The organism is Litorisediminivivens sp. KMU-197 (assembly GCF_056858395.1).
Genome location: NZ_JBXEQG010000001.1, coordinates 662,113 through 686,321 on the forward strand (window position 1 = coordinate 662,113; position 24,209 = coordinate 686,321).

Genomic DNA, 24,209 nt, shown 5'->3' on the forward strand with positions numbered 1-24,209 from the left:
AAACAGCCGCATAAACAGCGACAAACACTGCAAGGAGTGCCAAGCCCATGCGAATTGCATCCGATCTCGCCGACGCCGTTGGCAAGACCCCTCTGATCAAGCTGCGCAAGGCAAGCGAGATCACCGGCTGCACCATTCTGGGCAAGGCCGAGTTCATGAACCCGGGCCAGTCGGTCAAGGACCGCGCGGCGCTTTTCATCATCCGCGACGCGATGGAAAAGGGCCTTCTGAAGCCCGGCGGCACAATCGTGGAAGGCACGGCCGGCAACACTGGTATCGGGCTGGCGCTGGTGGGCGCGTCGATGGGCTTCAAGACGGTGATCGTGATCCCCGAAACCCAGAGCCAGGAAAAAAAGGACATGATCCGGCTGGCCGGCGCAGAGCTGGTGCAGGTACCGGCAGCGCCCTATCGCAACCCGAACAACTACGTGCGCTACTCGGGCCGGCTGGCCGAGAAGATGAACGAGACCTCGGACAAGGGCGTGATCTGGGCCAACCAGTTCGACAACGTCGCCAACCGGCAGGCCCACATCGAGACCACCGGCCCCGAGATCTGGGAGCAGACCGGCGGCAAGGTCGATGCCTTCGTCTCGGCGGTGGGCTCCGGCGGGACGCTGGCGGGTGTCGGCATGGCGCTGCAACCCAAGGGCGTGAAGATGGCGCTGGCCGATCCCGACGGCGCGACGCTGCACCATTTCTACAACCACGGTGAGCACAAGGCGTCGGGCGACTCGATCAGCGAAGGCATCGGACAGGGGCGGATCACCGCCAACCTCGAAGGCTTCACGCCCGATTTCAGCTACAATATCCCGGACAGCGAGGCGCTGCCGATTGTCTTCGACCTGTTGAAGGAAGAGGGGCTCTGCATGGGCGGTTCGACCGGCATCAACGTCGCTGCCGCGATCCGGCTGGGCAAGGAACTTGGGCCGGGGCACACCATCGTCACCGTGCTGTGCGACTATGGCACGCGCTACCAATCCAAGCTGTTCAACCCGGAGTTCCTGCGCTCGAAGGGCCTGCCGACGCCGGACTGGCTGACCCGCGCGCCCGCCTCGATCCCCGGCGTTTTCGAGGACGTCTGATGCTTCGCAATTTCATGTTCGCAGCCCTCGCCGCAGGGCTCTTTATGGCGTTGGTCGGTCCCTCCGGGCCGCTTTACGCGCAAGAGACTGCCGTGACCGAGGAACTGACCGCGTCCGACGCGGCATCAGGCGCCGCTGCCCCGCTGGATTATACCGAATGGAACGGGCTGGCAAAACGGGCCGAAGCGGCGCTTGAGGCCGGTCGCGCCTCGGATTCTGCCTTCGAAACGCTGCGCACCGAGCTGGCCAACTGGCGCGCACGCTTCCTTGCCGCGCAGGATCAGAACCAGTCACGCATCCGCACCATTCAGAGCCAGATCGATGCGCTCGGGGCGGCGCCCGCGGAGGGCGAGACCGAAGCCGAGGAAGTCGCGGCACGGCGTGCCGAACTGACGGCCCAGCTGGCCGAACTGCGCGCGCCGATCATGGCTGCCGAAGAGGCCTATAATCGCGCCGACGGGCTGATCGGCGAAATCGACGTGCTTATCCGCGCGCGCCAGACCGACCGCCTGTTTCAAGTGGGGCCGCTGCCGGTCGCGCCCGACAACTGGTCGACCGCGCTGACCGAGATCGGTCTCGCCTGGAGCGCCACGGTCACCGAAATTTCGCAATCCTGGGGATCGGATGTCCGCCAGTCCGAGGCCCGCCGCAATCTTCCCGCGGTGATCTTTCTGAGCGTGATCGGACTGGTGCTGGTGGTCCGCGGGCGCGCCTGGGCAAGCGGCGCCGGCCGCTGGCTGCGCAACAACAGCCTGCGTGGCGGAACGGTCTACAGCTTCCTCGCCTCGGTTCTTCAGATCGCGCTGCCGCTGTTGGGCCTGCTGGCCCTGACCGAGGCGGTTTTCGCCACCGGCGCTCCGGGTGTCAGGGTGACCCTGCTGCTCGACAACCTGCCGAAGTGGGGGGCGCTGATCCTCGGGCTGCGCTGGCTGGCCGACCGGCTGTTCTCGACCCATGACGGCGACCGCATGCTGCCGATGCCGAAGACGCAGCGGCGCGAGGCCCGGACCTATGCCACCTTGCTGGCGATCATTCTGGTCCTGCGCGACGTGAACACGGAATATGCCGTGGTCGAAAACTTTTCTGAGGCAACCTCGGCGGTCATCGACTTCCCGCTGATCGTCGCTGCCGCGCTGATCCTGTTCCGCCTTGGCCACCTGATGGTGAACTACATAAGGTTCGAGACCGGCAATGCGGAACGCCAGGTGCGCGCCCGCGTGACGGCCTTTCTCGGCCATATCGTCATGCTGGTCTCAATCGTCGGACCGGTGCTGGCGGCCACCGGCTATGGCACCGCGGCCGATGCGCTGATCTTCCCATCCATCAAGACGCTGGGTTTGCTGGGGCTGGTCGTGGTGCTGCAACGCTTCACTAATGATCTCTACCGTTTCCTGATGCGGCAGTCCGACGAGGAGGCCGACAGCCTGATCACGGTGCTGATCGGATTCGTCCTGGGGCTGGCGGCGCTGCCCTTCCTTGCGCTGATCTGGGGGGCGCGTGTCGCGGATCTGACCGAGCTTTGGGCGCGCTTCCGCGAAGGTTTCGCGATCGGTGAAAGCCGCATCTCGCCGATGGATTTCTTCGTTCTGCTTTTGGTCTTTGTTCTGGGCTACATGGCGACGCGGCTGTTGCAAGGCGCCTTGAAGAACTCGATCCTGCCCAAGACCAAGATCGACACCGGCGGACAGAACGCGATTATTTCCGGCATCGGCTACGTCGGGATATTCATCGCGGCGCTGGTGGCGATCACCTCCGCCGGGCTCGACCTGTCGTCACTGGCCATCGTCGCCGGTGCGCTTTCCGTGGGCATCGGTTTCGGCTTGCAGAACATCGTGTCGAATTTCGTATCGGGGATCATCCTGCTGATCGAACGTCCCATCGCCGAAGGCGACTGGATCGAGGTCGGCGGCGTGCATGGCACGGTCAAGCGCATTTCGGTCCGGTCGACCCGGATGGAGACCTTCGACCGCTATGACGTCATCATCCCGAACGCCGATTTCGTCTCCGGCACGGTGGCCAACTACACCCGCGGCAATTCCATCGGGCGCATCGTGATCCCTGTGGGCGTGGCCTATGGCACCGACACCCGCAAGGTGCAGTCGATCCTGATGAACATCGCACGCCATCACGACCAGGTGCTGATGAACCCGGAACCGGCGGTGGATTTCGTTGGCTTCGGGGCGGATTCGCTCGACTTCCAGATCCGCGCCGTGCTGCGCGACATCGGCGAGGGCATGGGCGTGCGCACCGAGATGCGCCACCAGATCATCGAAGCCTTCGCCAAGGAGGGTATCGAGGTGCCTTTCGCACAGCGCGACATCTGGGTGCGCAATCCCGAGGCGCTGCGCCCGCAGGAGCAGCCGCGCAGGAAGGACGAAGACGAATCCGAGGCTCCGACCGCGCCCAAGCCTTCCTTCGGCCCGAAAGAACCGTCCCCCGGGGACGGCAGCGGCGAGCCGTCGGACGGCCCGGACGGCGAGGGCCGCTAGATGACCCGACTGCTGTTTCGCGAAGACCCTTACCTGCGCGAGGCCCGGGCGCAGGTCACCGGGCACACGCCGGAGGGCGGCATCGTGCTGGACCGGACGATCTTTTATCCGACCGGCGGCGGCCAGCCCGGCGACAGCGGCACGCTCAGCTGGGACGGCATCGACATGCCCATCGCCACCACCGTCAAGGGCGAGGGCCAGCAGGTCGTGCTTGTCCCCGCCGAGCCGCTGCCCTTGCCGGAGGCGGGCACCCATCTGACGCAATTCCTCGACTGGGACCGGCGCCACCGGCACATGCGGGTACACACCGCGCTGCACCTTCTGTCGGTGGTGGTGCCGCTGCCCGTCACGGGCGGCGCGATCACCACCGAAAAGGGCCGCCTGGACTTCGACATGCCCGATGCACCCGCAGACCGCGACGTGATCGAGGAATCGCTGCAATTGCTGATCGAGCGCGATCTGCCCGTCAGCGAGACCTGGGTCACCGACGAGGTGCTGGCGGCCACGCCCGAACTGGTCAAGACCATGTCGGTCAAGCCACCGCGCGGGCAGGGCAGGGTGCGGCTGGTGCGGATCGGCAAGGGCGGCGATCAGGTCGATCTGCAACCCTGCGGCGGGACCCATGTCGCCCGCACCGGCGAGATCGGCGCCATCCGCCTTGGCAAGATCGAAAAGAAGGGCCGGCAAAACCGCCGCCTGAACGTGATCCTCGACAGCTGAGGTCGTCGGGCCCCGGGCATGGGCAGGGCCGCGTCGCACATAAACGCACCCGCCTGACTATTCCTCGTGCGGGGCTGTATTTGCTCTTGAATTCCCATCGGCAGCGAGGCTAAACACCCGCCCACGGACAGTTGGCCGAGTGGTCGAAGGCGCACGCCTGGAAAGTGTGTAGGCGGGAGACCGTCTCGAGGGTTCGAATCCCTCACTGTCCGCCACCTTCCCCTGAGAAAGCGTTCTCCTTATCTGGTTGTGTCCAAGACTCACGGGTGCCGCAGACCGATGTTTCACTCGTGATCGTGCGCCTCGATCTGCACGATCGCCCGGGCGTCGGGGTCGACGGTAAAATGGACCTCCGACCCCGGCTCGAGGCCGAGGATCTGCTCGCGGGGTTCGACCGCGAAGCTCATGGTCATGGCCGCCATCAGCCCCTCGATCTCTTCGTGGTCTATAACGACCCGGCCGCCGCGCAGGTCCACCGAAACCAGCGTGCCGACGCCTTGAAACAGCCCCGGCGTACCGGCACCATGGATCGCCAGCGGATCATGCTCGGCGCCGCCGGATCCGCCGGTGCCCACGACGATCTGGCCGAGCATGCCCATCTTCTCATGGGTTTCCACGTGGCAGTGGAATTCCAAGGTTACATCCTTGTCGGGCGTCACGAACGAAACGCTTCGCAGCCCCGGCCCGGCGAATTCAGAAACCAGCATCGGGTTGAGCCCGGGCACCATCAGGGCATGGCGCACGTCGTCCGTGTTGGCGAACACCAGCTCGATCTCCTCGCAACGGCCGACATGGATCCGGCGAGGCTCGAACCCGAAGACTTCCCCCTCGCGTGCCAACTCGGTCCCGCCCCGGATCAGGATGCGCTGGCTGCCCCTTGGCGGGCTGGTGCATTCCTCCGCCAGCACGCGGTGCGAGGCGAGGATGTCGGGGATGCCCTCGATGGCCCATGACGGTGCCAGCCGTGTATAAGCCAGCGAACCATCGTCATCGGCCATCCAGCCCTCGGCGTAGCGCTCGGGGGTTGTACCGAAAATCTCAGGGGGAAACACCGGCACTTCTCCGCGATAATACGCTGGATCGAAGAACCTGCTCAGGTCTCCGGCCACCTGTGGCAACCCGGTACTGTCATCGCGGAACCCATCGTAGACGATGGCCGTCATGTCCCCGCCCGGGTTGATCCCGGCATTGGACACGGTGGTTTCGGTGTGATCATGGACAAGCCAGACGCCGGGCCCCGAGGCGTGTATCCCGTCCGGCGTCGTCCGCAAGTCCAGATCGAGCCGCTGGGCCGCACCGATGGTGAAGGTGTCACGGCGGATCGCGGGTTCCGTGGGCATGGCCTCACCGTCACGGGCCCTGATGACGGGGTGATGGCCGTGGGTGTGAAGGTTGATCATCCGCGCACCGGCGTTGAGTATCCGCAAGAGCGCGGTTCCGCCTTCGCGCACCTCGATCGGTGTGTCGAGCAAGGTGAAGGGGAAGGCGCGCCCGTTCAGCAGGAAGAGGTCCGACCGGGCCGCCGTGCTGTCGTAATCCCGGTGCATGCGCCATTCGATCTCGCGCGGGTCGCGCACCTGCAAGGGAAGCCGGTGAAGATCGCTGTCGATGTCGGAATAGACCAGTGAATATTCATGCGCGTAGTCCCGCGCGACGGTGGCGGACGGATCCGGGATCGCTCCGGCACCAATGACAAGCGGCGCAAAGACGTTGTTGGGCGCGTTAGGCTCGATGACAAACATCCCGGCAAGGCCCATGCGCACATGCACGTCGGGCTGCACATGACAGTGATAGAAGTGGGTACCGGGGTTTACCGCTATGAATTCGTACACGAATTTTTCGCCGGGCCGCACCGGTAACTGAGTGATGTCGGGCACGCCGTCCATCGCGTTGGGATGGATCGTGCCGTGAAAGTGGATGGTGTGCGGAAAATAGTGCGTGTTCTCAAGGACCACGCGCACATGGTCGCCCTGCTCGACGCGGATGGTGGGGCTTGGCATCCGGGCGACGGGACTCATCCCGGCGCCGGCTGGGGCGAAGACCCAGAACGCCAGCTCCTCACCCGGCAGGACCTCCTGCACGACCTCGATGACTTCCAGCCGCAACTCGATCTCGTCGGGATCGCCGTCGCCATCCAGATCAGCGCCGAAGGTAACCGAGTCCGGCGCACTCCCGCTAGGCAGATGCGACTCCTCGGCCCGACCGGGGCCACCAGCGATGCCGAGCGCCAGGCAGACCCCCAGGGCGCGAAGGGCCTTCGTCAGCAAAGCTTGGCACCCTACGGCTGTGCAACCTTTTTGCTGACCAGTTTTCCAGCCCACGTCGCTAGTGACCCATCTGCTTGAAATGAAGGATGTCGGCGGCAAGCGCATAGCCCAGAGCGGCCCGCGCTTCTGCAATGGACTGCGCGTGACCGGCAGTATCCTCGGCTTCCTCATGGGCCTGTCGGGCGGCCGCCAGATGCATCCGGGCTTCATCCAGCAGGGCATGGAGCTGAGAGATATCCTCGGCGTCCATCAGGACCGCCATACCCTCCATGTCGCCCGCGACCTTGTCGAGCATGGCTTGAGCTTCTTCAAAGTGCCGGGGACATTCGAAGGCCTGAATCGGCGCAGCCAAATAACACGCAGAAATTGCAATGATAGGTTTCATGGGACAATCCAAATCTGAAAAAGTTACCCCGCGATCCTATCATAATCCGGCGTTCCTGTCAGTTCCGGAGCCGCGCCGCAGCGGACGCAAAGGTGGGGCGGAGGGGCAAAATTCGTTCCTTGGCACAGGCGTGTAAGACCGGGGCTGGTATCCAATTTCCATCCCGAACGACAGCACACTCCCGAGCGGAGGTAGCACGGCGTGCCCGGTTCTGCCTTGAGGTCCCAGCTCTGTATACGCGAAATGCCGGCGTGTCCTGAGCAGAAAGCCGAAGTGGCGACCCCGCGCCCGAAACGCGAAAAGCGCCCCGAGGGAGCGCTTTTTCGTGTGTTTCCAAAACCTTCAGGAAGTTTTGGCTCCGGCGGTAGGGGCCGGCGTCGTGTTTTTCCGCTGGTCGGTCAAGGCATTGTTATTGCTATACTTTTCGTCCGCCGACGCAAGCTCTTCTATTGTTTGTGCAACCTAACGTGCGACCTTTCAAGCTGTCGGCCATATTCGGACTAGAAATCGTTTTCGCTGGTTCCAATGTCAGTGCGACGGTCACCAACGTGAACATTTGGCAAGCTGTGACCGTCCTTGGTCTTGCTAGTGTCTCTTTGCCAAAAACGCCTCAGCAGCTATGCGGTTCGTTTTGTATTTGTAGCTTTGCCAAGCTTGAGTGGATTGCAGGCAAGCATGACGCAAGCATTCATCAAGCCTGAGGAAGCCAGCTGCATCCCTCAAGCCGTCAGACCTTGGCGTGGTCACGCAGAACCTCGATAAGTTGTTTATTTTCAAGGGGTTTGCTCAGGAAGCCATCCATCCCGGCATCGAAGCATTGCAGCGAGTCGTCGTTCGTTGCGCTCGCGCTGAGGCCGACGATCCTGATTTGGCCGGGGGCGCCATCTAGCGCGCGGATGGCTTGCGTGGCCGCGAGCCCGTCCAGCCTTGGCATCTGAACATCCATGAGCACGAGGTCATAGTCCTCGGTGCGAACGGCCTCGACAGCTTCGTGCCCGTCGTCGACCGTCACACAATGATGGCCCAGCTTTTCAAGCATCGCGCATGCGACCACCCGGTTGATATCGTTGTCATCGGCCACGAGAACGCGCAGAGCGCCGGAGTCTGCGGCCTTGGCCGAGGAGGGCGTTTGCACGGCTTTCTCCTGCGCGCGGATCAATGGCAGGGTGAACCAGAAGGCGCTGCCGGTTCCGACCTGACTTTCGACGCCAATGTCGCCCCCCATGGCCCCCACGAGCATCCGGCTGATCGACAGGCCGAGCCCGCTGCCGCCGAAATCCCGCGAAATGGAGCTGTCGGCCTGCGCGAACCTGTCGAAGATGCTTTCGATCTGATCGGCCGGAATGCCGATCCCGGTGTCCTCGACCGATATCCTGATCCAGGGCGATCCGGCGGCGTCCTCGGTGCGCTCGGCGCGCAGGACAACACGCCCCCGCTCGGTAAATTTCACTGCGTTGCCCGCAAGGTTCAGCAGGACCTGGCGCAGGCGCGCGCCGTCGCCGTCAAAACGGCCCGAGAGGTCTTCGGAGACGTCGGTGTGAAGCTCGATGTTGTTCATGTCCGCCGCCGTGGCCAGCATGTCGCGGACACCCGTGACAAGGTTCTGAAGGTCGAAGGGATCGGACCGGATCGTGACGTGGCCCGCATCCAGGCGTGAGAAATCGAGGATGTCTTCGATGATCGAACTGAGCGCCTGGCCCGAGATCTGGATCGTGTTCACCAGCCGTTGTTGATGCGCGTCCAGCTCGGTGGATGCCAGCAGCTCGGCCACCGGGATGACACCGTTCATCGGCGTTCTGATCTCGTGCGACATGGTGGCAAGGAACTGTGCCTTGGCGCTGGCGGCCTTTTCGGCGGCCTTGCGTGCCGCGTTCAGATCGCGCTCGTTGTCGCGGATGCTTTCGCGCATCGACCGGAACACGCCGGACAGCGCGCCGACCTCGTCGTTGGATTGCGGGGGCAGTACGGCGGAATAGTTGCCATGCGACAGCTCGCTCGACGCCCGCGACAGCATCCGGAGCCGACGCAGCACGAAGATTTCGACAACAGCGCCGATGATCCCTACGGCCAACAGAAACAGCAGCAAGGCGAGGATGCCAAGGCCGTGCGTCATGCCGCTCAGGCGCATCAGGTCCCCCGAGAAATCTACGGTTGCCGAAAGCTGCCCGATCGGCTCACCGCGAAAGGTCAGGTCTTGTGTCGTCTGCCAGAGGTGCGGGCCAACTTGGGGCGCTGGATCGAAGATCGGGTAAATTCGCCGCCCGTCTTCGTTCAGGATCACAATCTGGCGCCAGTGCTCGTTGCGTGCGAGCAAGGCATCCAGCGTTTCATAGATACCGGCAAACTGATTGTTCAGCATGAACGGGGTCAGGCTGTCTGCCACGATGGCGATCTGCTGCTCGGTTTCGCGGCTGGCTACGTCGAGCCAGAGCCGGGTGAACTGCGGCACCCAGACCTGGACGAACAGAAGGCCCGAAATGATGCCCACGGCGACAAGCGCCAGAAGCAGCCAACGGCTCAACCCGAAGCGCAGCAACCGAAACATTATTCGTCGCTCGAGCTCACGAGATATGCGCCAAGGTTCAGGTCACGCAGCGGTTTGAAATCCTCTGTCGTCGCCACACCGATCTCTCTGATCGGCACCGCCGCGAGAAGCGCGCGACCCTCCTCTGTCTGGCCCAGATCCAGGAAGGCTTGCCTGACGGCGTCCTGCACCTCTTGCGGGACGCGCGGATGTGCGACAACCGGATGGGGAGACACCTCTTGGGTGCGATAGAGGATACGCAGGCGGTCCCGGATGGCCGGATCAAGCCGGTTGAAGGTGCCCATGACACCGCCTGCGGCTGCGGTCTCGCCCAGCGCGGCATTGAGGTAGGCGGAGGAATGCGTCGCCACGTAGCTCGGCTCGATCTTGATCTTCTGCACAAGGTCCAGTTCGGCCCGCATCAACAGCGAAGCGCCAAGCGCATTCGGCGCGGGAAAGGCGACCTTCCTGCCGTCCAGCTCGGTCACATCCTGGAGCGGGCTGTCTTTGGGCACGGCGAGCACACCGAAAAGCTGGCGCCCGTTGTCATTGACGAGCGGCATGTACCCCTGGCTGTCGAGCGCCATGATCGAATGATACGGGTTCATGTAGGCGAAGTCGAAAGAGCCATCGTTGAAGCCGTTTTCAAACTCGGGAATATTCGGCGAGCCGACCATGAGCAAGGTGTGGCCCACACGGTCACTGATTTCCGCCAGAATCGGCGTCCAGATATCCGAAAGCTTGCGCGCTTCGAATTGCGGCACGACGCCAAACGTATAGGTTTCCTGCGCCGCGGCAGAGAGGGGAACGAGGAAAAGGCTGGCGGCTACCAGCTGTATGGGTCGAAGACATTTCTCATACCAAGCCATTCAAGGATCCTCTTCCAATATATTCATGCTCCGAGATGTATCTACCAATCCGACTTTGCAGACAGTCCCTTCCAACGCATAGGCGTGCAGCTCTTTCGTATAGCTTGCGAGTGAACGAAGTCTTTCGTCCACGTCGGCGGTTCCCGGGTTGCGCGCCGGAGTGCAGCCATATCCAGGCCGCGGCGATCAGCGCTCGATGCTAACCTCGAAGAAAACCGCACCACTTTCCTGTGGCAGCAATGACCCGCTACATTGCCATTGCAGGCCGCCTTGATAGCCCGCAGGGGTTGGGCTGGTTGCAAGGTTGCACGGAAATTTGGCCGTGGTGGTGACGACCTTGCGGTACATCCAGTTGCTGCGCAGTGACGAACGTCAGGTTTGGTGATGCTCACCGAGGCCCGCTGATAGCTAATCAAGTCTCCGGGCTGTCCGCCGACGTCCGTCGCAACTTGTTCGAACGGCAGCTGAGCGTCAGTATGATCCTTTAGCTATCGCGGCGCTGCTTTACACAATCTACCGATTTATACCGAACGAACTTCTGCAGGACGGCAACTTATTGCGTCCCATGTGAGGCCTAGACAAAACGTGCAAAGAAAAAGGACCTAGCAAATTAATGCTAAGTCCTTGAATTCTTTGGCTCCGGCGGTAGGGGCCGATTATCTATTTCATAGTATTGCATGATGTTTCGTTTTTTGATTTCAAACAATATCTTATGGAAATTTCGGTGGCACCAACTATCATCATGTTTCACCACAGAACTTTTCTTTGGATGGGTCATTGGGAGGGTTCCTATGCCACGTCTCGCGACAGAGATGACGCCGGCTCAGATCAAGCGACTGAAGCATCCAGGTGGGAACCGTCCGGTGCTGGTGGCAGTCGGCGGAATTTCCGGGTTGATGATCCAAGTGCGGCCAAGCGGTTCGAAATCCTGGGTGCTACGCGGCCGCTACGGTAATTGGCAAACTAAGACCGACGCCCAAGGTCAGCAGGTTCGCGAAAGGAAGAAACGCGAAATTGGGCTCGGGCCATACCCAGAGGTTCTGCCGGGCGAAGCCCGGGACAAAGCGCGTGAGATCAAAGTGAAGCTGCGTGAAGGCATCGATCCGGTTGCCGAACGAAAAGCCGCGCAAGTCGCGAGGGTAGAAGCGGAAAGCCGCCAACGAAGCTTCGCGCAAGTCTTCCAAGAATATTCGCGTGCCAAGGCAAGCGAATTCAGCGGCGAAAAGTATCGGAAGCAGTGGATCTCGGTTGCGGAGCGGCACGCGCTCCCATCTCTGGGTGAACTATCTGTCGAAGGTATTCAGATCTCACACGTGCTGGATGTGCTCAAGCCCATCTGGGAGACAAAAAACCCAACCGCTACTAAGCTCCGCCAGATCATCGAGGGGACACTCTCATTCGCCACAGTCCATGGTTATCGGAAAGGCGATAACCCAGCTCGCTGGCAGGGAAACTTGTCGGTGGTGCTTGGTGCGCCATCAAAGATCAGCGTAGAACAGAACTACCCGGCCATCCAACTTCAAGATACCCAAAGGTGGTGGCAGCACCTTTCGGAGCCTGAGGGAATGGGGGCGGCCGCGCTCCGCTTCCAAGCAATGACCGTTACACGGACAGGCGCGATACGCTTTGCCACCTGGGACGAGTTCGACCTCGAGCAAGGCCTCTGGACAATACAGCCAGGCAGAACAGCTTCAAAAATTTACAGCAATGACAAAGCAAAGAAGGTCGTTTTGACAAGAGCAGGTGTAAGGCTCCTCAGAGGTCTTCCCCGCCGCGAAGGCTCTCAATACGTTTTTTGGGCACCGCGAGGCGGCTTCCTCTCAGATGCAACGATTGGCAAGGCAATGCGCACCCTTCACGAATCCGACATATCGCGCGGTGGAAACGGGTATGTCGATGGGGTTTCCAAGCTCCCGGCAGTGCCTCATGGCTTACGGAGCACTTTCAGAACCTGGATCTCCGACAGCACGGAATTCGACGCAGATTTGGCGGAAATTGCGCTGTTCCACAAGGTTGGGACCAAAGTCCAACGTGCATATGATCGAGCCGACATGATCGAGAAACGGCGTGTCATGATGGGCGCGTGGCATGAATTCTTAACCGGAACGAGCCCCGATTAAGGAAATCAATGGAGATTCTATGTTTGAAACGAGTTTTACTCCACAAATCGTGATAGATTCAACTCTTGAAAACTATGACTTTGAGCCGGTAAAGGTTCCAGTTTTTAGAATTATCGATCCTGAGATGTTATTTGCACCTTGGGGCCAAAACAAAGAGTTCCAGAAGGCGGAGGACGCAATTGCAAGCTACTTTAGATGGTCTCAATTCCTTGGCGGGCATCCTATCAAAAGCTGGGAGATGCTGTATCTCGTCTCTACCATAAGAGCAACTGAATTGGCGAAATCCGGCAATTTTGCTGCGATTCACTCAAGACTGAGAGTGAGAGACCTTCCACTATCGCAGGAGGAGCGAGATCTTCTTGCAGATAGGGCTGAAGGAAAATTGAAGTTCAAAAGAGGTCGCAAGAAGAAGAATACACCGCAAGCATATTTTGCCGTGTTATTGTGGTGCGAAATTGTCGAGGGTGAAAAAAAGAAAGATGCCATCATTGCAAAAATTGAAGAGTATTTTGGCGTAAGCTATTCACACGTTAATTCGATGCTCGGCAAGATATACGGGACATCCGATGCTGAGGAAATTCGTGAATTGGTTCAAAGGATATCTTCCAGCGAGTTTGGAAAGGCAGTGATTGTAAGGTTCATGAAAGATTTATTTTCTTAATAAATCATAGGCGAGTTAGCAAGACACGGCGATACACCGTGTGTTTCATCAGGGCACGAAAAAGGAGTGCCCTCGATGAAACCTTACACCCCAAACAACGAAAATTCATTCCTATCCGGTCCAGACGTCCAGCTTCGCTATAGGCGCTCGCATGTGACTATCTGGCGATGGCAACGCGACCCCGAGCTGGGATTTCCGCAGCCTATCCAAATCAATGGCCTGAACTACTGGCGGCTATCTGATCTCGAAGCTTGGGAATCTGCCTTGCAGTCCGGGAGCACCACCGGATGAGCTTCGTTCAAGACGCATATTGCCCAGAATATAAATCTGAATTTTCCGCTTCGCCGGCATCGAACCGACCTCCTTCAAAGAACGGAGGTCTGAACGTGAAAATCAAACATCAAAAGCTGAAACTTGAATGCATGTGCGCCAAAGGTGACCATGGTCTGGAGCATCCCCACACGCGTGCACTTACTAAGCCATTCGGTCAGTCATCGACAATCGGGAGCTTTGCCGGTTACCTTTCGTCACCGGGAGGTATGGATTGGTCCCCGGCGCCAGTGAACCTATGTGACACTTGCTCACGACCAATCCCAGGTTTGTCGTCCGTCCCGGCAAGCTCAGCGTTTCGCAGTGCAAGCGATACTCGTGTTCTCGCACTGGCACTCCGGCGAGCACCGATACCCGAACTGACCAGGCACTCCATTGCCCATCGCTGGCAAGTCGGACCGGATACTACCCGCAATATCTTGCGCGGCTTCGGCGTGGCCGCTGGTGGAGGCAAAAACCTCAAAATCCCACTGACTTCTATCTTGGTCTGCGAGGGACTTTCTCACCCTCTGGAGACTTGGATATTCGGAGGACCTGATGGCCGCAACATTTTGTCCGCGGATCTTCTAACGCTCGATGAGTGGCTCGCGCGACACCCAAAAAAAAGGACGGGCGACAAGACCAAATATTACCGGCAGCTGAAAAAGGGTCAGCTCACCTCGATCATGATCGGAGCACAGCACCGGTTTCGGCAGACCTCCGAAATGGCTCAGAGCGGCGATGCTTCCGACCAGGAAACACAGGCATGAGGTCGGCAAATTCCCATCTTTCCGACTGCCTGAAGCTGGCCCGTATAGCGACCCGGCAGCGCTGGTTGGCGACAAAATCGAACCGGACATCCTGTCGGACCCGGTTCAAGGGCCCGACAACCCGTCCGGGTCAAACTGATCCTCCCACCCCGATATGGCTGCGTTCCGTGTCGATACCGAGCCGACGTAGGAGAAAATGAATCGGTATATCCAACCGTAAAGAAATGAAAAACCGGAGAGAATCCATGTTTGATGCAACATTCACCTGCACTATTGCCCCGTCGGCGATCAAGGCTGATCTCGAGGCTGGTGCGTTCGACCAATTCTGGCGAACCGAAGAGACACGCAAGAAGAAGATCGCCACACTGAACAAGACGGCGAAGATTTTCCAAGCCTACGGGGTCACGACCCCGGAAGAGATGCCGAGCACTCGGGCTGAGATCGAATTCTTCTTCGATCGGCATGTCAAGTCCGGAAATTTCCCGAACAAGAGCCGGCTCAAGACCGTGAAGCAAGCTAAACGATGGATGAAGGACTACTCAGTCATCGTCGATGTCGTGAATGGTGCGCGTGGAGCGAAGGTGGCCTCCCGCACATGCGATGACGACTGGGCCGTGCTCCTGTCCTATCTTTTGGGACAGCGAGAGATCCCCCAGGTCTTCGGCAACTACGAGATGATTGCGATCATGTCGCTTGTCACCCAATGCCGCCTACGCAGCATTCCTATCGCGGGTCTGACCGCCGAGTTGATCCGGGAATTCGCACGCGAACTCCCACCGAAAACAGTAACTGCCGTTGTCACAGCTGTCATACGGCTGAACAGCCTGCATACCGATGAGCGTGTGCCGAGCCATCTTCTGCCGACCGTGTCGCCGGACGAACTTACCGGACTGGCCCAGCCCGCAACGCGCGTGGTCCCACCTCTGCACACCTCCTTCAGCGTCCTCATGGAGGCCTACATCGCAGAGCAGGCGACGGGGCGGAGCGTGGAGATGTTCGGAAGCGAGGAGCGCACCGTCGAGACAGGTGAACTCAGCAATGCTCGCATCAAGAACATTCGAGTAGCCCTCCGCTGGCTCTGGCATGGGCTTGTCGCTTTGGATATTGCATCCATGACAACTCCGGTCGACCAAGCTAAGCTGACGAGGCCAGCGCTGCTATCAGATCTCGTCGGTGCGTGTGCCAGTGGCCTCCTCGGACCGGTCTGCCAAGCAGATACCCGCCGCGCAAGAACTCTTGTCGTCAAATCATTTCTTAATTGGCTTGATCCCAAATTCAATGCCAAAATTCCCGACCGCTTCTTTCAATCTATAAAGCTCCGGGCGGCGCCTGAAGAAACCGAAGACCGGATCAATAAACGCCGAGCGTGTCTTGAGTTTATTCAGGATGAAGATCAGCAGCGACAGTTCTTCTTGTTACCAAAGCGCTTCTATGATGAGGCCCGGCCGCTCATCGAAAATTTTCACTCGTTGAGCCGTGCCAACGATTTCGGTATCTCGATGGAACAAAACAGAGCGCTGGAATTGGCAATCATAGCAGCCCTAACATCGATCAATACGGTGTTTCCGGCTCGACTCGCCACGCTAATGAAACTCGAGATACTTGGCCCCAGGCAACACATTTTTTTCCCCGAGGACGAAAAGAGACAAGAGACCGTTATTCTTGAGATACCAGGCAATATCGTGAAGAACGGTCGCTTTGCATCGGGTGTCACGATTCAATCGTCAAAGATGCGAAATTCCCGGGAGGTCCTGACTTGGTATATCGACGAAGTTCATCCTCTTGTTCTCCGCTATAAGCACAAGAGGAGCGACCTTCGTCGACCGGAGTTGCTGTTCACTGGGCTCAACATCGACAGTATTCGACGGTATTGGCGTGGTCACATTGAGGATGTGGGGCTCAATCTCACACCCCATAGGTGCCGGCATTTCACTGCCAGCCTCCTGTTGGCATCTGGTGTCCCTCTTGAGGACATTGCCGAGCTTCTCTGCGACAGTGTGAAGGTCACAGAAAGAAACTACGCATTCGTCGCCAGAAATCTTGTCATCCAGAGCGTCATGGACGCTCAGGGAAAAATTTATCGCAATCTCGGAATCTAAGAATGCGTAGGGCGATTGGTCGCGATCGGCCAGTCGCCAAAAAGGAGAAATACAGAATGAAGAACGCTATTCAGCCTCGAAGCGATCGCACATTTATGATGTTCACAGCATGGTGTGAAAAGAATGGAATGTCGGCTACACTAACGAAGGAAAGCTATATGGGGTTCCTTGGTGAACTTCGGGATACATTCTCGGAAGCGACAGTAAAGAAAAGGATGCGCGACCTTTTTCATATTGGTGTTTCAAGTGAAGACTTAGAGCTTCGTGATTACTTGTTCGCCAACAGCCTCGACCGCAGAAGCATAGATGACATGTTGGGAGAGCCATGGTGGCCGAACATGCCACGAGTGCTCGCAAGCAGTCTTGCAATCTCAGAGCGGCGACGCATCGTCCAAGAGTTGGACAATTTCTTCCGGTGGCAGCAGCGCACTGAAGGAGATCATGCCAGAGCGCGATTCCAGAACATTTTTCTCGATGAAAAAATGAGCCAGGCGACGCGATATCACCGCATCAGTCGTCTTTGTCGGGGTCTCGATACTGTGTTGCCAGGGGACAAGGACCTCGCCTGCTTGCGGGAGCTACAATCGAAGCTGGCGGCGCAAGTCCGGCCGTCAAAACAATTTGCCACCCGGACGGCCCGGCGAATTCCGCAAATTGAAGAGTTGCTCCGCGAGCGGAGGCACCGGAGGACGGGACAACCACTAAAACCCGATACTGTCGAGCGGCACCGGAGAACTCTCCACTTGCACTTCGACCTCCTTGCTGCGGATGGAAGACCTCTCGCATTCGATCGTGCCGCACTCGACACTTTTGCGGATCACGTCTGGATCAAACTCGGTTCGGGCAACGCTCGATGTCGGGTCGACAAAGACCACCGAAAGCGCGGTTATCCTAACAAGAGTTGGACTGCCCAGACGGCGTCGACAATGTGCCAGTCGCTCGCACCGTTTATCCGCGATCCTGATTTGAAGCGTAAATGGTATCGCTTCGCAGCCCATTTCGAAAAGATGGCGGCAGGCGAGATGAAGAAGAAACAGCGGGCTCTCGCTGATCGCCCAATTACCCTGGAGGAGCTGTTTCTTCTAACGAACGAACTCTATCACCGCGCCGAGGCTGAGACCAACATCCAGATCCGTCACGGTGTTCTGACTGTTCTTGGCGCACTTGGCGTTCTGCTTTTTTATCCGCTGCGCCAAAGCGACCTTCGGAAACTTCATATCGGAAAGGAATTGGTCCGAAAGTCCGGATCATGGGTTCTCATGCCGGGGTCAACACGGAAAACTGGTGAGGTCGTCGATCCAATCGTCCTGCCGGCGGAAGGGAGCGATCTTTTGGATATGTGTCTGCTTGCTGGCGCTGACAGGTCGCGCCTCCCGGAGATCTACGCTCAGCGTGTTGGCTCCCCGCTGTTGCGATCGCCTCGGCAGGACGGAGCCTATACCCGTGGTCCCTTCACCGAGTTGTTCAAACGATGGACAGGACACACGCCGCATATCTTGCGAACCCTCTGGTGTGATGAACTCGTTGCTCTTGGGGCCGATCGCACAACGATCGGCGTCATGCTTCAGCACAGGTCTGCAATCACGCAGGAGGAGTATCAGATTGTCGCCGGCAAGATACGGCGCCTTCGTGCAATCGATGCTCTCCGGGAAATTGGAGACAGGGTGACGATTGGTAGGAATCCACGTTAGCTGTCGCAATGGTAGAATGATTGTCTGGTTGAGACGAATAGCTGAGCGGTTGTCAGCGTGGCATTCCTCGTGAAGCCACGCTGACAGCCGTCAGCAAAATACGAAAGGAAGAGGAACTTAGGAGGGATTGATACGCCGCATCCCGCTATGACTGACCCGCGCTCCAGCAGCACTCCTTGACCCGCGCTCGCCGCGGAAACCAAGCTGGAGAGTAAAATGAAATTTTCCTTTAAGTCTGTCGCGAAGGCACCGGACTCGCCGTCTCAGTTCGTTGCGAAACCGGTCCTCGCGCTGTTTGCCCGCAAGCATTCAGCCATCTGGCACTCAGCCAGGCTATTGGGTGGCTACGAAGCGTCGCGATTGGTCGATCGATGTGCGGCAGCTCTGGAGCGCGAAGCTGTGATCAGTCCTCGCGTCCGTATCATGTTGGACCAGATTCTGGCTATTCTCAGCCTCGAATGGTCTGACGATCCCGATAAACCTTACATGGGATACTTCGCGGTGATCGACCCGTCCGACCCCATCGTTGAAGAGATATGCGTCCTCACCGATGAGCTTCGTTCCGCCATCTCAGAGGTTGCAGCGCGGCGGCGTTGGGCTGAAGCCCGCGCGAGCGATGGAAAGGCGGCGTGATCCTCGCCGCGAGACCGCCGATAGCTCGGCGGTCGCTTGACGACGACGGTTTCAGTTCGGCCCACTGGTCGGACCCGTGCGTCCGGAGACTATCCAAATGAATTTTCCGCTTACCAGCGCAATGCATGATAACACTGCGGCTCTTTCCCTGCCGCCTGACCTGGCCCGCTTCATGCTCGAGAATATGGACGAGCTCGAATGGCTTCTGAGGACTACCTATGCGGATGAGCAGTTGGTCACTATGCGATTCCATATATACGCGATGGCGCAAGGCGAAGCCGAGACGTCCGAAGCATATAAAGTGCTCGTCAAGCTCCGTGAGATGCTGCTCGATATGCCGAACAGTATTAGTGTGCCGGAGTATCTTGATCGCCCCGATCTCGATGCTGCCGTGAGGTGGTTTGGAGCGAGGGTCGACGACTTCTTGGCAGATTTTTCGTAAAAAGAAGTTTCTGATCTCGCCGCTGTGTCTGCTCACCGTCGTCGGGCGCCTAAAGGGCGCTCGACATTGCCTCACTTACCACAGGACTGTGACTCGCAAGATAGCATAAAGATGACCTCATGAATCGATAATTAATATGGGTTCTGAACAAGGGGTAGCGGTAGCTCACAACCCGATGTAACCATTTCGAAGTATCGATACGGTGAGAGAAAGAGAGATCTTAAATGCGACAGCACAACGCCACCTTTGCAAATTTTATCTGCCGCTTCGGTGACGACAAGGTTCTGCTGGATTACGCGAAGCGCATCGTGATTCCTGCTTTCACTAAGGACACGTATGTTCGCAGTTACGGAAAAACGACCCATTACCACTTCTATGAAACGGAGTTATTCAACGTGGCCGAGGATAATCATGATCCAATCATGGTCCTGGCAGGTCGCTTTGTGAAGCAAACGGAGTTGAAGCGCACCCAAGTTTTCGATGATAGAAAAGGTTTGGTGCAAGATGAAGCATCCCTTCTTTCTGCTCCCTCAGCATTCTTCGTGCTAATTCTGAATAATCACAGGCTTATCTACTTTCCAGAAACTCCACATGCGCCAGACCTCAATGCGTTTCGGGTGACTGCTCAGCAATTCATTCGGCAGCGACATCAAGAATACATCAACCAGAAATACGAAGCGACACGTGGAAACGACGAACCGCCCACCAAGAAATCTCTCTTCGAAGCTCACCCTCGCCCCTCAGTGGAAGTTGTCCCACTCACCGGAAAGGCCGATATTGCGACATTCATGAGCCGTTTCGAAAAACTCAAGAAGATCAACTTCCGGGTTGTGAGGCCGAACGATGACATCAACGCTGGAGAAATACTCGGACAAGTTCGAGAGTTGTCTGATGCACTTGGATCGACCAGCACGAGAGTGACTGCATCAAGCGGCGACGGTCTGGACATAGACGCGGCTACCGAGGCGATCACAGAGGCAACGAGTTCCGGGAACCAGGACGTCACCGTGTCCGGTATCGACACAAATGGAAACGCCCTTTCTGGAAACAATGAGCAATTTAGGCTTAGTGCTGAGATCGAGAACGTTCCGTTGAGGAAGGATTCCTTGGTTAAGAGGCTTGTCAACAAGTTCAGTCAGCTTGTTTCTGATGGAATCATCAATGCACCTAAGGCTGACCATAATCCTAAAAGGGTCAGCAAGCTAAAAAAGTTGCTTTAAGATGGACTGGCAAACGAGAGCAACAAAAGAAAAAAACCTTAGTGACGTTTACTGGAAGGCTCGTCGTGTGGCTTCGACGCGCGGAAACGTTGGTCTGGCTGTGCTCGTGAGCATTGTTTTCGGCCTGCTTGCTCTTGCCGATCGGTATTACGAACTTTGCGTGCTTTCTCTGGCCGTTGTTGGAACTATGGTGATACAGATCGGCGAGATCGGGTTCATGCTTACGACAGCAATCCTCGGATTTCTAATTGCTGGTTTTTCGATCTTTGCAAGCATTACCAAACCCGCAATTTTTGCGGGATTGGCAAAATTGGATCATAAGGATTCCGGTCTTTCCCGCCTGCAATTCATTTTCTTCAACTTCCTCCTGGTTTTCATCCACTATCTTGCGTTTTTAGCATTCAGCATATTTCTCAAGCTGGCTCTCCCGATAGCTCCGGCGGTTGCAACTGTGATCCAAGAGCAGACCGGGCTCGAAGCGCCGTTTGCATGGTGGGTTTCTATTAGTTTAGCAACGATACTGCTTGGTTGGCTTACTTTCTTACTAATGCTGTTGAAATCGTTCATCTGGAACATTTATCAGGCAGTGTTGGTAGTCATCGTGACTGGCGATCAGATCGCCGCTCTTGAGAAGAAACTCCCCAATTCGCCGGACTCACATCCATAAAAGTTCAAATAGAAAGAACTGGATTTAATTAGCTCGATATCTTGTTGTCCGCGAGCCTGAGAGTGGGAAAGTATCTCGGCTTCGACCGAAATTTTGAGGCGATTTTATTTTTGTATACTGAACTGAGGTGCTGGTAGCCCATTGGAGCGGCGGCTACCGGAGATCGCCAGCTTCCGGGTGGCGCGTGAGGACGAAGATCAGCACAAGGAATTTATGTGTCCGTCCTTCAGCCTCGTGTTGCATTTCCCCTCTCAAGGGCCTCCTTGATACTTTGATACAATGACGACTTGAAGGCCTCGTCCTGCGAGTGAAGTTTGTAGAGTTCAAGCTCCTCCTTTCGTCGTTTCAACATCACCTCCCTCATGATTTTTTCGAAGGCCAAATCTCGTGAGAAGGGGTCGGTGTTATCGCTGAACTTCTCCTCGAAGTCGGGATGTGCCTGAACGCTCTCGACGATATTCAGGAACTTGACGCGTTGCTCTTCCGGTGTTGCGCTCCACCCGTGGAACCAACGCTCGTTGAAGCTACGGATGATTTCCTCAAGCGGATCTTCTTGAGGATCGCCCTCGCGATAGCCCCTCGGATTCGGGTTCTGCGGCTCAAGTTCCGTTTTAGATGTGTCCAGCCCGATGGCTTGTCCAAGCTTGGTCCGCTCGAGGCCATAGGAGGATAGATCAACGGCCTCAAGGAGCTCATCGAGCGCATCCTGGTTCGGGTCTTGGATTTTTAATTTCGGGACAAGGAATTTGAGAAACCAGAACAGTTTTTCCCAATCCAGCACCTCGAAGGGCATGATCGACGCCATCTGGCCGTAGATCTTCACGAACTGCTTGGCCTTGATTTTGAAGTCGATCTTGTCCTTGTCCTCAAGATCGAGTTCTTTGTTGAACCTTTCGGCGGACGCGTCGATTAGTGAGCTCAGCTTCTGTGCATCCTCTCCTGCGAAGAACCGGGCGCAGAATTCCTCAACCTCGGACCATTCGTAAACGCCGACGTCGTCGAGCGTCGCCTTCAGCTCGTGGAGGACGTTCACATCGGTCGCCTCTGACAACGTTGTCACCGTAAAAAAAGGATCGAAGGCTGTCTTGATGTCATCTGTCGAATTGAAGAAATCCAGGACGAAGAGATCTTCGGTGCGCTTTCCGAGCCTGGGTGCCGATCGGTTGAGCCGCGATAGGGCCTGCACGGCCAAGACCGACTGCAACTTCTTGTCGACATACATCGCGCAGAGCTTTGGCTGGTCGAAACCGGTCAAGTATTTGTTCGCGACGACCAGCAGACGGAATTCGTCCTTGTCGAACTCCGTCCGGGTCTTGTCCTCCGGAAAGCCGTTCATGTCGGCCTCTGTATACTTGATACCGTCGACCTCCTTCTCGCCTGAGAAGGCTATCAAGGCCTTGAACGGATTACCGCGTTTCGCTAACTCGGCTTGCACAGCCCTGTAGTAGCGGATCGCCATCTCGATATCTTGGGTCACCACCATGCCCTTGCCCTTGCCACGCAGCTTCTTGGCGTTCACGACGTTGTCGACGAAGTTCTCTACCATGATCTCAGCCTTGGTGTTGATCGTCTGCTGGCTGCGTTCGACATAGGCGCGCAGCTTCTTCTGGGCCTTGGCTGTATCGAAGAGAGGGTTGTCCTCGATGGACTTCTGGATTTCGTAGTAACCTTTGTAGGTCGTGTAGTTGGTCAGCACGTCGAGGATGAATCCCTCTTCGATCGCCTGCTTCATGCTGTAGAGGTGGAAGGGCTTGAACCGGCCGTCGGGTTGCTTCGTGCCGAACTTCTCAAGGGTGGTTCCTTTCGGCGTGGCGGTGAAGGCGAGGTAGGACGCGTTGCCGCGCATCTTCCGCGCCTGCATCGCTGCGAGGATCTTGTCTTGTGGATCTTCTGCATCCGGGTCCGTGCCGCCACCCATGGCCTGGTTCATCTTGTCATGCGCAAGGCCGCTCTGGCCGCTGTGGGCCTCGTCGATGATCACGGCAAAGCGCTTGTCGCTGAGGTCGGAAATGCCGTCGATGATGAAGGGGAATTTTTGGATCGTCGTAATGATGATCTTCTTGCCGGCCTCCAGTGCTGCCTTCAAATCAGAAGATCGCATCGCCGGGGCGACGATGTTCTTCACCTCCGAGAAGTCGCGGATGTTGTCGCGTAGCTGCTTGTCCAGCAGGCGCCGGTCGGTCACCACGATCACGCTGTCGAAGAGAGGCACATCGAGACCGCGCGCGCCGGGCACGTCCAGCCGCTCGGGGTAGCTCTCGATCAGCTGGTAGGCCGCCCATGTGATGCTGTTCGACTTCCCGGACCCGGCAGAATGCTGGATCAGGTAGCTGTGGCCCACCCCGTGCCTGGCCGCGTGGTCCAGGAGCTTCCGCACCACGTCGAGCTGATGGTAGCGCGGGAAGATCAGAGTCTTTTTCGCCAGCGGGTCGGTTGGCTTGCCCTCCAGCAGGACGAAGTGCTGGATAATCCCGGAAAGGCTTCGAGGCTGGAACACCTCCTCCCAGAGATAGGCGGTCTTGTGGCCGGTGGGGTTAGCCGGATTGCCGGCGCCTTCGTTGTGGCCCTTGTTGAAGGGCAGGAACCAGGTTGAACCGCCTGACAGCTTGGTCGCCATCCAGACCTCGTCCGTATCGGCGGTCATGTGGACCAGCACGCGCCCGAATTGTAGCAGGGGCTGGCTGACGTCGCGATCGCGATACTGCTTTTGGCCGTGGAAACGCGCCGTCTGGTGGGTCCAGGCGTTCTTCAGCTCCAGTGTGACGATGGGTAGCCCGTTCAGGAACAGCACCATGTCGACGGATTCATTCGGGTTGGCGAGGGAATGATGAACCTGCCGCGTCACGCTCCAGATATTGGCGGCGAAGTTGTCGTGGACCTTTTGCGCCGAACTGGCCAGCGGCGCAGGATACATCAGCGTGAAATGGGCGTCATCGACGGGCAGACCCTTTTTCAGGATGTGCAGGACGCCCTTGCGCTTTACCAGCTTGTCGAACTGGCCGAGGATCTTGGCCTGCCAGTCGGCGGGGTTGCGGCTGCGCAGCTTGTCGAGTGCCTTACGTTGGGTGGCCTCCAGAAACTCCCAGAACAGCGCAGCGTCGAGTGCGAGGGCCGAGTCGTAGTCGGCGGGGCGGCCGATGCGGAAAGGGCCTGTCGGGGTCGCGCCCGTGGCCAGATCCTCGGAGATGACGCCGGTCAGGTGCCGTTCGATGGCCTGTTCCAGCGCGATTTCCTTGGTGTTGCTGACCGAGATATTCATAA

General features: G+C 58.0%; 17 protein-coding genes and 1 tRNA gene. 13 read left to right on the forward strand and 5 right to left on the reverse strand.

The features are described 5' to 3' along the window. The first annotated feature begins 47 nt into the window (after window positions 1-47). From AC04PT_RS03210 to AC04PT_RS03225, 4 genes are all read left to right on the forward strand, one after another. Window positions 48-1,082 carry a cysteine synthase A gene (locus tag AC04PT_RS03210; protein ID WP_482872056.1) on the forward strand — a complete coding sequence of 345 codons (1,035 nt, stop codon included), beginning with the start codon at window positions 48-50 and terminating at the stop codon, window positions 1,080-1,082. After that, window positions 1,082-3,571 carry a DUF3772 domain-containing protein gene (locus AC04PT_RS03215; RefSeq protein WP_482872058.1) on the forward strand — a complete coding sequence of 830 codons (2,490 nt, stop codon included), beginning with the start codon at window positions 1,082-1,084 and terminating at the stop codon, window positions 3,569-3,571. Before AC04PT_RS03210 ends, AC04PT_RS03215 begins: the two co-directional genes overlap by 1 nt. Then, the gene (locus AC04PT_RS03220) at window positions 3,572-4,291 is read left to right on the forward strand and encodes an alanyl-tRNA editing protein (RefSeq protein ID WP_482872059.1); all 720 of its coding nucleotides are present in this window, start codon (window positions 3,572-3,574) and stop codon (window positions 4,289-4,291) included. 125 nt (window positions 4,292-4,416) lie between these two features. After that, a tRNA-Ser gene (locus AC04PT_RS03225) sits at window positions 4,417-4,506 on the forward strand. Between the two features lie 69 nt (window positions 4,507-4,575). Here the strand turns inward: AC04PT_RS03225 and AC04PT_RS03230 are convergent. The 4 genes from AC04PT_RS03230 to AC04PT_RS03245 form a co-directional block, all read right to left on the reverse strand. Then, the gene (locus AC04PT_RS03230; RefSeq protein WP_482872060.1) at window positions 4,576-6,558 is read right to left on the reverse strand and encodes a multicopper oxidase domain-containing protein; all 1,983 of its coding nucleotides are present in this window, start codon (window positions 6,556-6,558) and stop codon (window positions 4,576-4,578) included. Between the two features lie 58 nt (window positions 6,559-6,616). After that, window positions 6,617-6,853 carry a hypothetical protein gene (locus AC04PT_RS03235; RefSeq protein ID WP_482872061.1) on the reverse strand — a complete coding sequence of 79 codons (237 nt, stop codon included), beginning with the start codon at window positions 6,851-6,853 and terminating at the stop codon, window positions 6,617-6,619. Window positions 6,854-7,670: 817 nt separating this feature from the next. Then, entirely contained in the window at window positions 7,671-9,488 is a 1,818-nt protein-coding gene (locus AC04PT_RS03240) for an ATP-binding protein (protein WP_482872062.1), read from the reverse strand. Then, the gene (locus AC04PT_RS03245; protein ID WP_482872063.1) at window positions 9,488-10,336 is read right to left on the reverse strand and encodes a phosphate/phosphite/phosphonate ABC transporter substrate-binding protein; all 849 of its coding nucleotides are present in this window, start codon (window positions 10,334-10,336) and stop codon (window positions 9,488-9,490) included. The genes AC04PT_RS03240 and AC04PT_RS03245 overlap by 1 nt, the downstream gene beginning before the upstream one ends. A gap of 791 nt (window positions 10,337-11,127) precedes the next feature. On the opposite strand from AC04PT_RS03245, the gene AC04PT_RS03250 reads away from it, so the two are divergent. From AC04PT_RS03250 to AC04PT_RS03290, 9 genes are all read left to right on the forward strand, one after another. Then, window positions 11,128-12,456 carry a tyrosine-type recombinase/integrase gene (locus AC04PT_RS03250; protein ID WP_482872064.1) on the forward strand — a complete coding sequence of 443 codons (1,329 nt, stop codon included), beginning with the start codon at window positions 11,128-11,130 and terminating at the stop codon, window positions 12,454-12,456. A 19-nt stretch (window positions 12,457-12,475) separates the two neighbouring features. Next, window positions 12,476-13,117, forward strand: coding sequence for a hypothetical protein (locus tag AC04PT_RS03255; protein ID WP_482872065.1), 642 nt, complete (start codon window positions 12,476-12,478; stop codon window positions 13,115-13,117). A 287-nt stretch (window positions 13,118-13,404) separates the two neighbouring features. After that, on the forward strand, window positions 13,405-14,196 hold the full coding sequence (locus AC04PT_RS03260; RefSeq protein ID WP_482872066.1) for a hypothetical protein: 792 nt from the start codon (window positions 13,405-13,407) through the stop codon (window positions 14,194-14,196). A 245-nt stretch (window positions 14,197-14,441) separates the two neighbouring features. Next, the gene (locus AC04PT_RS03265; RefSeq protein WP_482872068.1) at window positions 14,442-16,295 is read left to right on the forward strand and encodes a hypothetical protein; all 1,854 of its coding nucleotides are present in this window, start codon (window positions 14,442-14,444) and stop codon (window positions 16,293-16,295) included. Window positions 16,296-16,351: 56 nt separating this feature from the next. Next, complete coding sequence (locus tag AC04PT_RS03270; protein ID WP_482872069.1) at window positions 16,352-17,986, forward strand: hypothetical protein; 1,635 nt, start codon at window positions 16,352-16,354, stop codon at window positions 17,984-17,986. A gap of 216 nt (window positions 17,987-18,202) precedes the next feature. Further along, the gene (locus tag AC04PT_RS03275) at window positions 18,203-18,619 is read left to right on the forward strand and encodes a hypothetical protein (RefSeq protein ID WP_482872071.1); all 417 of its coding nucleotides are present in this window, start codon (window positions 18,203-18,205) and stop codon (window positions 18,617-18,619) included. A gap of 97 nt (window positions 18,620-18,716) precedes the next feature. Further along, window positions 18,717-19,061, forward strand: coding sequence for a hypothetical protein (locus AC04PT_RS03280; protein WP_482872072.1), 345 nt, complete (start codon window positions 18,717-18,719; stop codon window positions 19,059-19,061). 224 nt (window positions 19,062-19,285) lie between these two features. Next, complete coding sequence (locus AC04PT_RS03285) at window positions 19,286-20,281, forward strand: DUF4747 family protein (protein WP_482872073.1); 996 nt, start codon at window positions 19,286-19,288, stop codon at window positions 20,279-20,281. Window position 20,282: 1 nt separating this feature from the next. Continuing rightward, the gene (locus tag AC04PT_RS03290) at window positions 20,283-20,948 is read left to right on the forward strand and encodes a hypothetical protein (protein WP_482872075.1); all 666 of its coding nucleotides are present in this window, start codon (window positions 20,283-20,285) and stop codon (window positions 20,946-20,948) included. A 226-nt stretch (window positions 20,949-21,174) separates the two neighbouring features. On the opposite strand, the gene AC04PT_RS03295 is transcribed toward AC04PT_RS03290, so the two are convergent. Continuing rightward, window positions 21,175-24,207 carry a type I restriction endonuclease subunit R gene (locus tag AC04PT_RS03295; RefSeq protein ID WP_482872076.1) on the reverse strand — a complete coding sequence of 1,011 codons (3,033 nt, stop codon included), beginning with the start codon at window positions 24,205-24,207 and terminating at the stop codon, window positions 21,175-21,177. Between the last annotated feature and the right edge of the window lie 2 nt (window positions 24,208-24,209).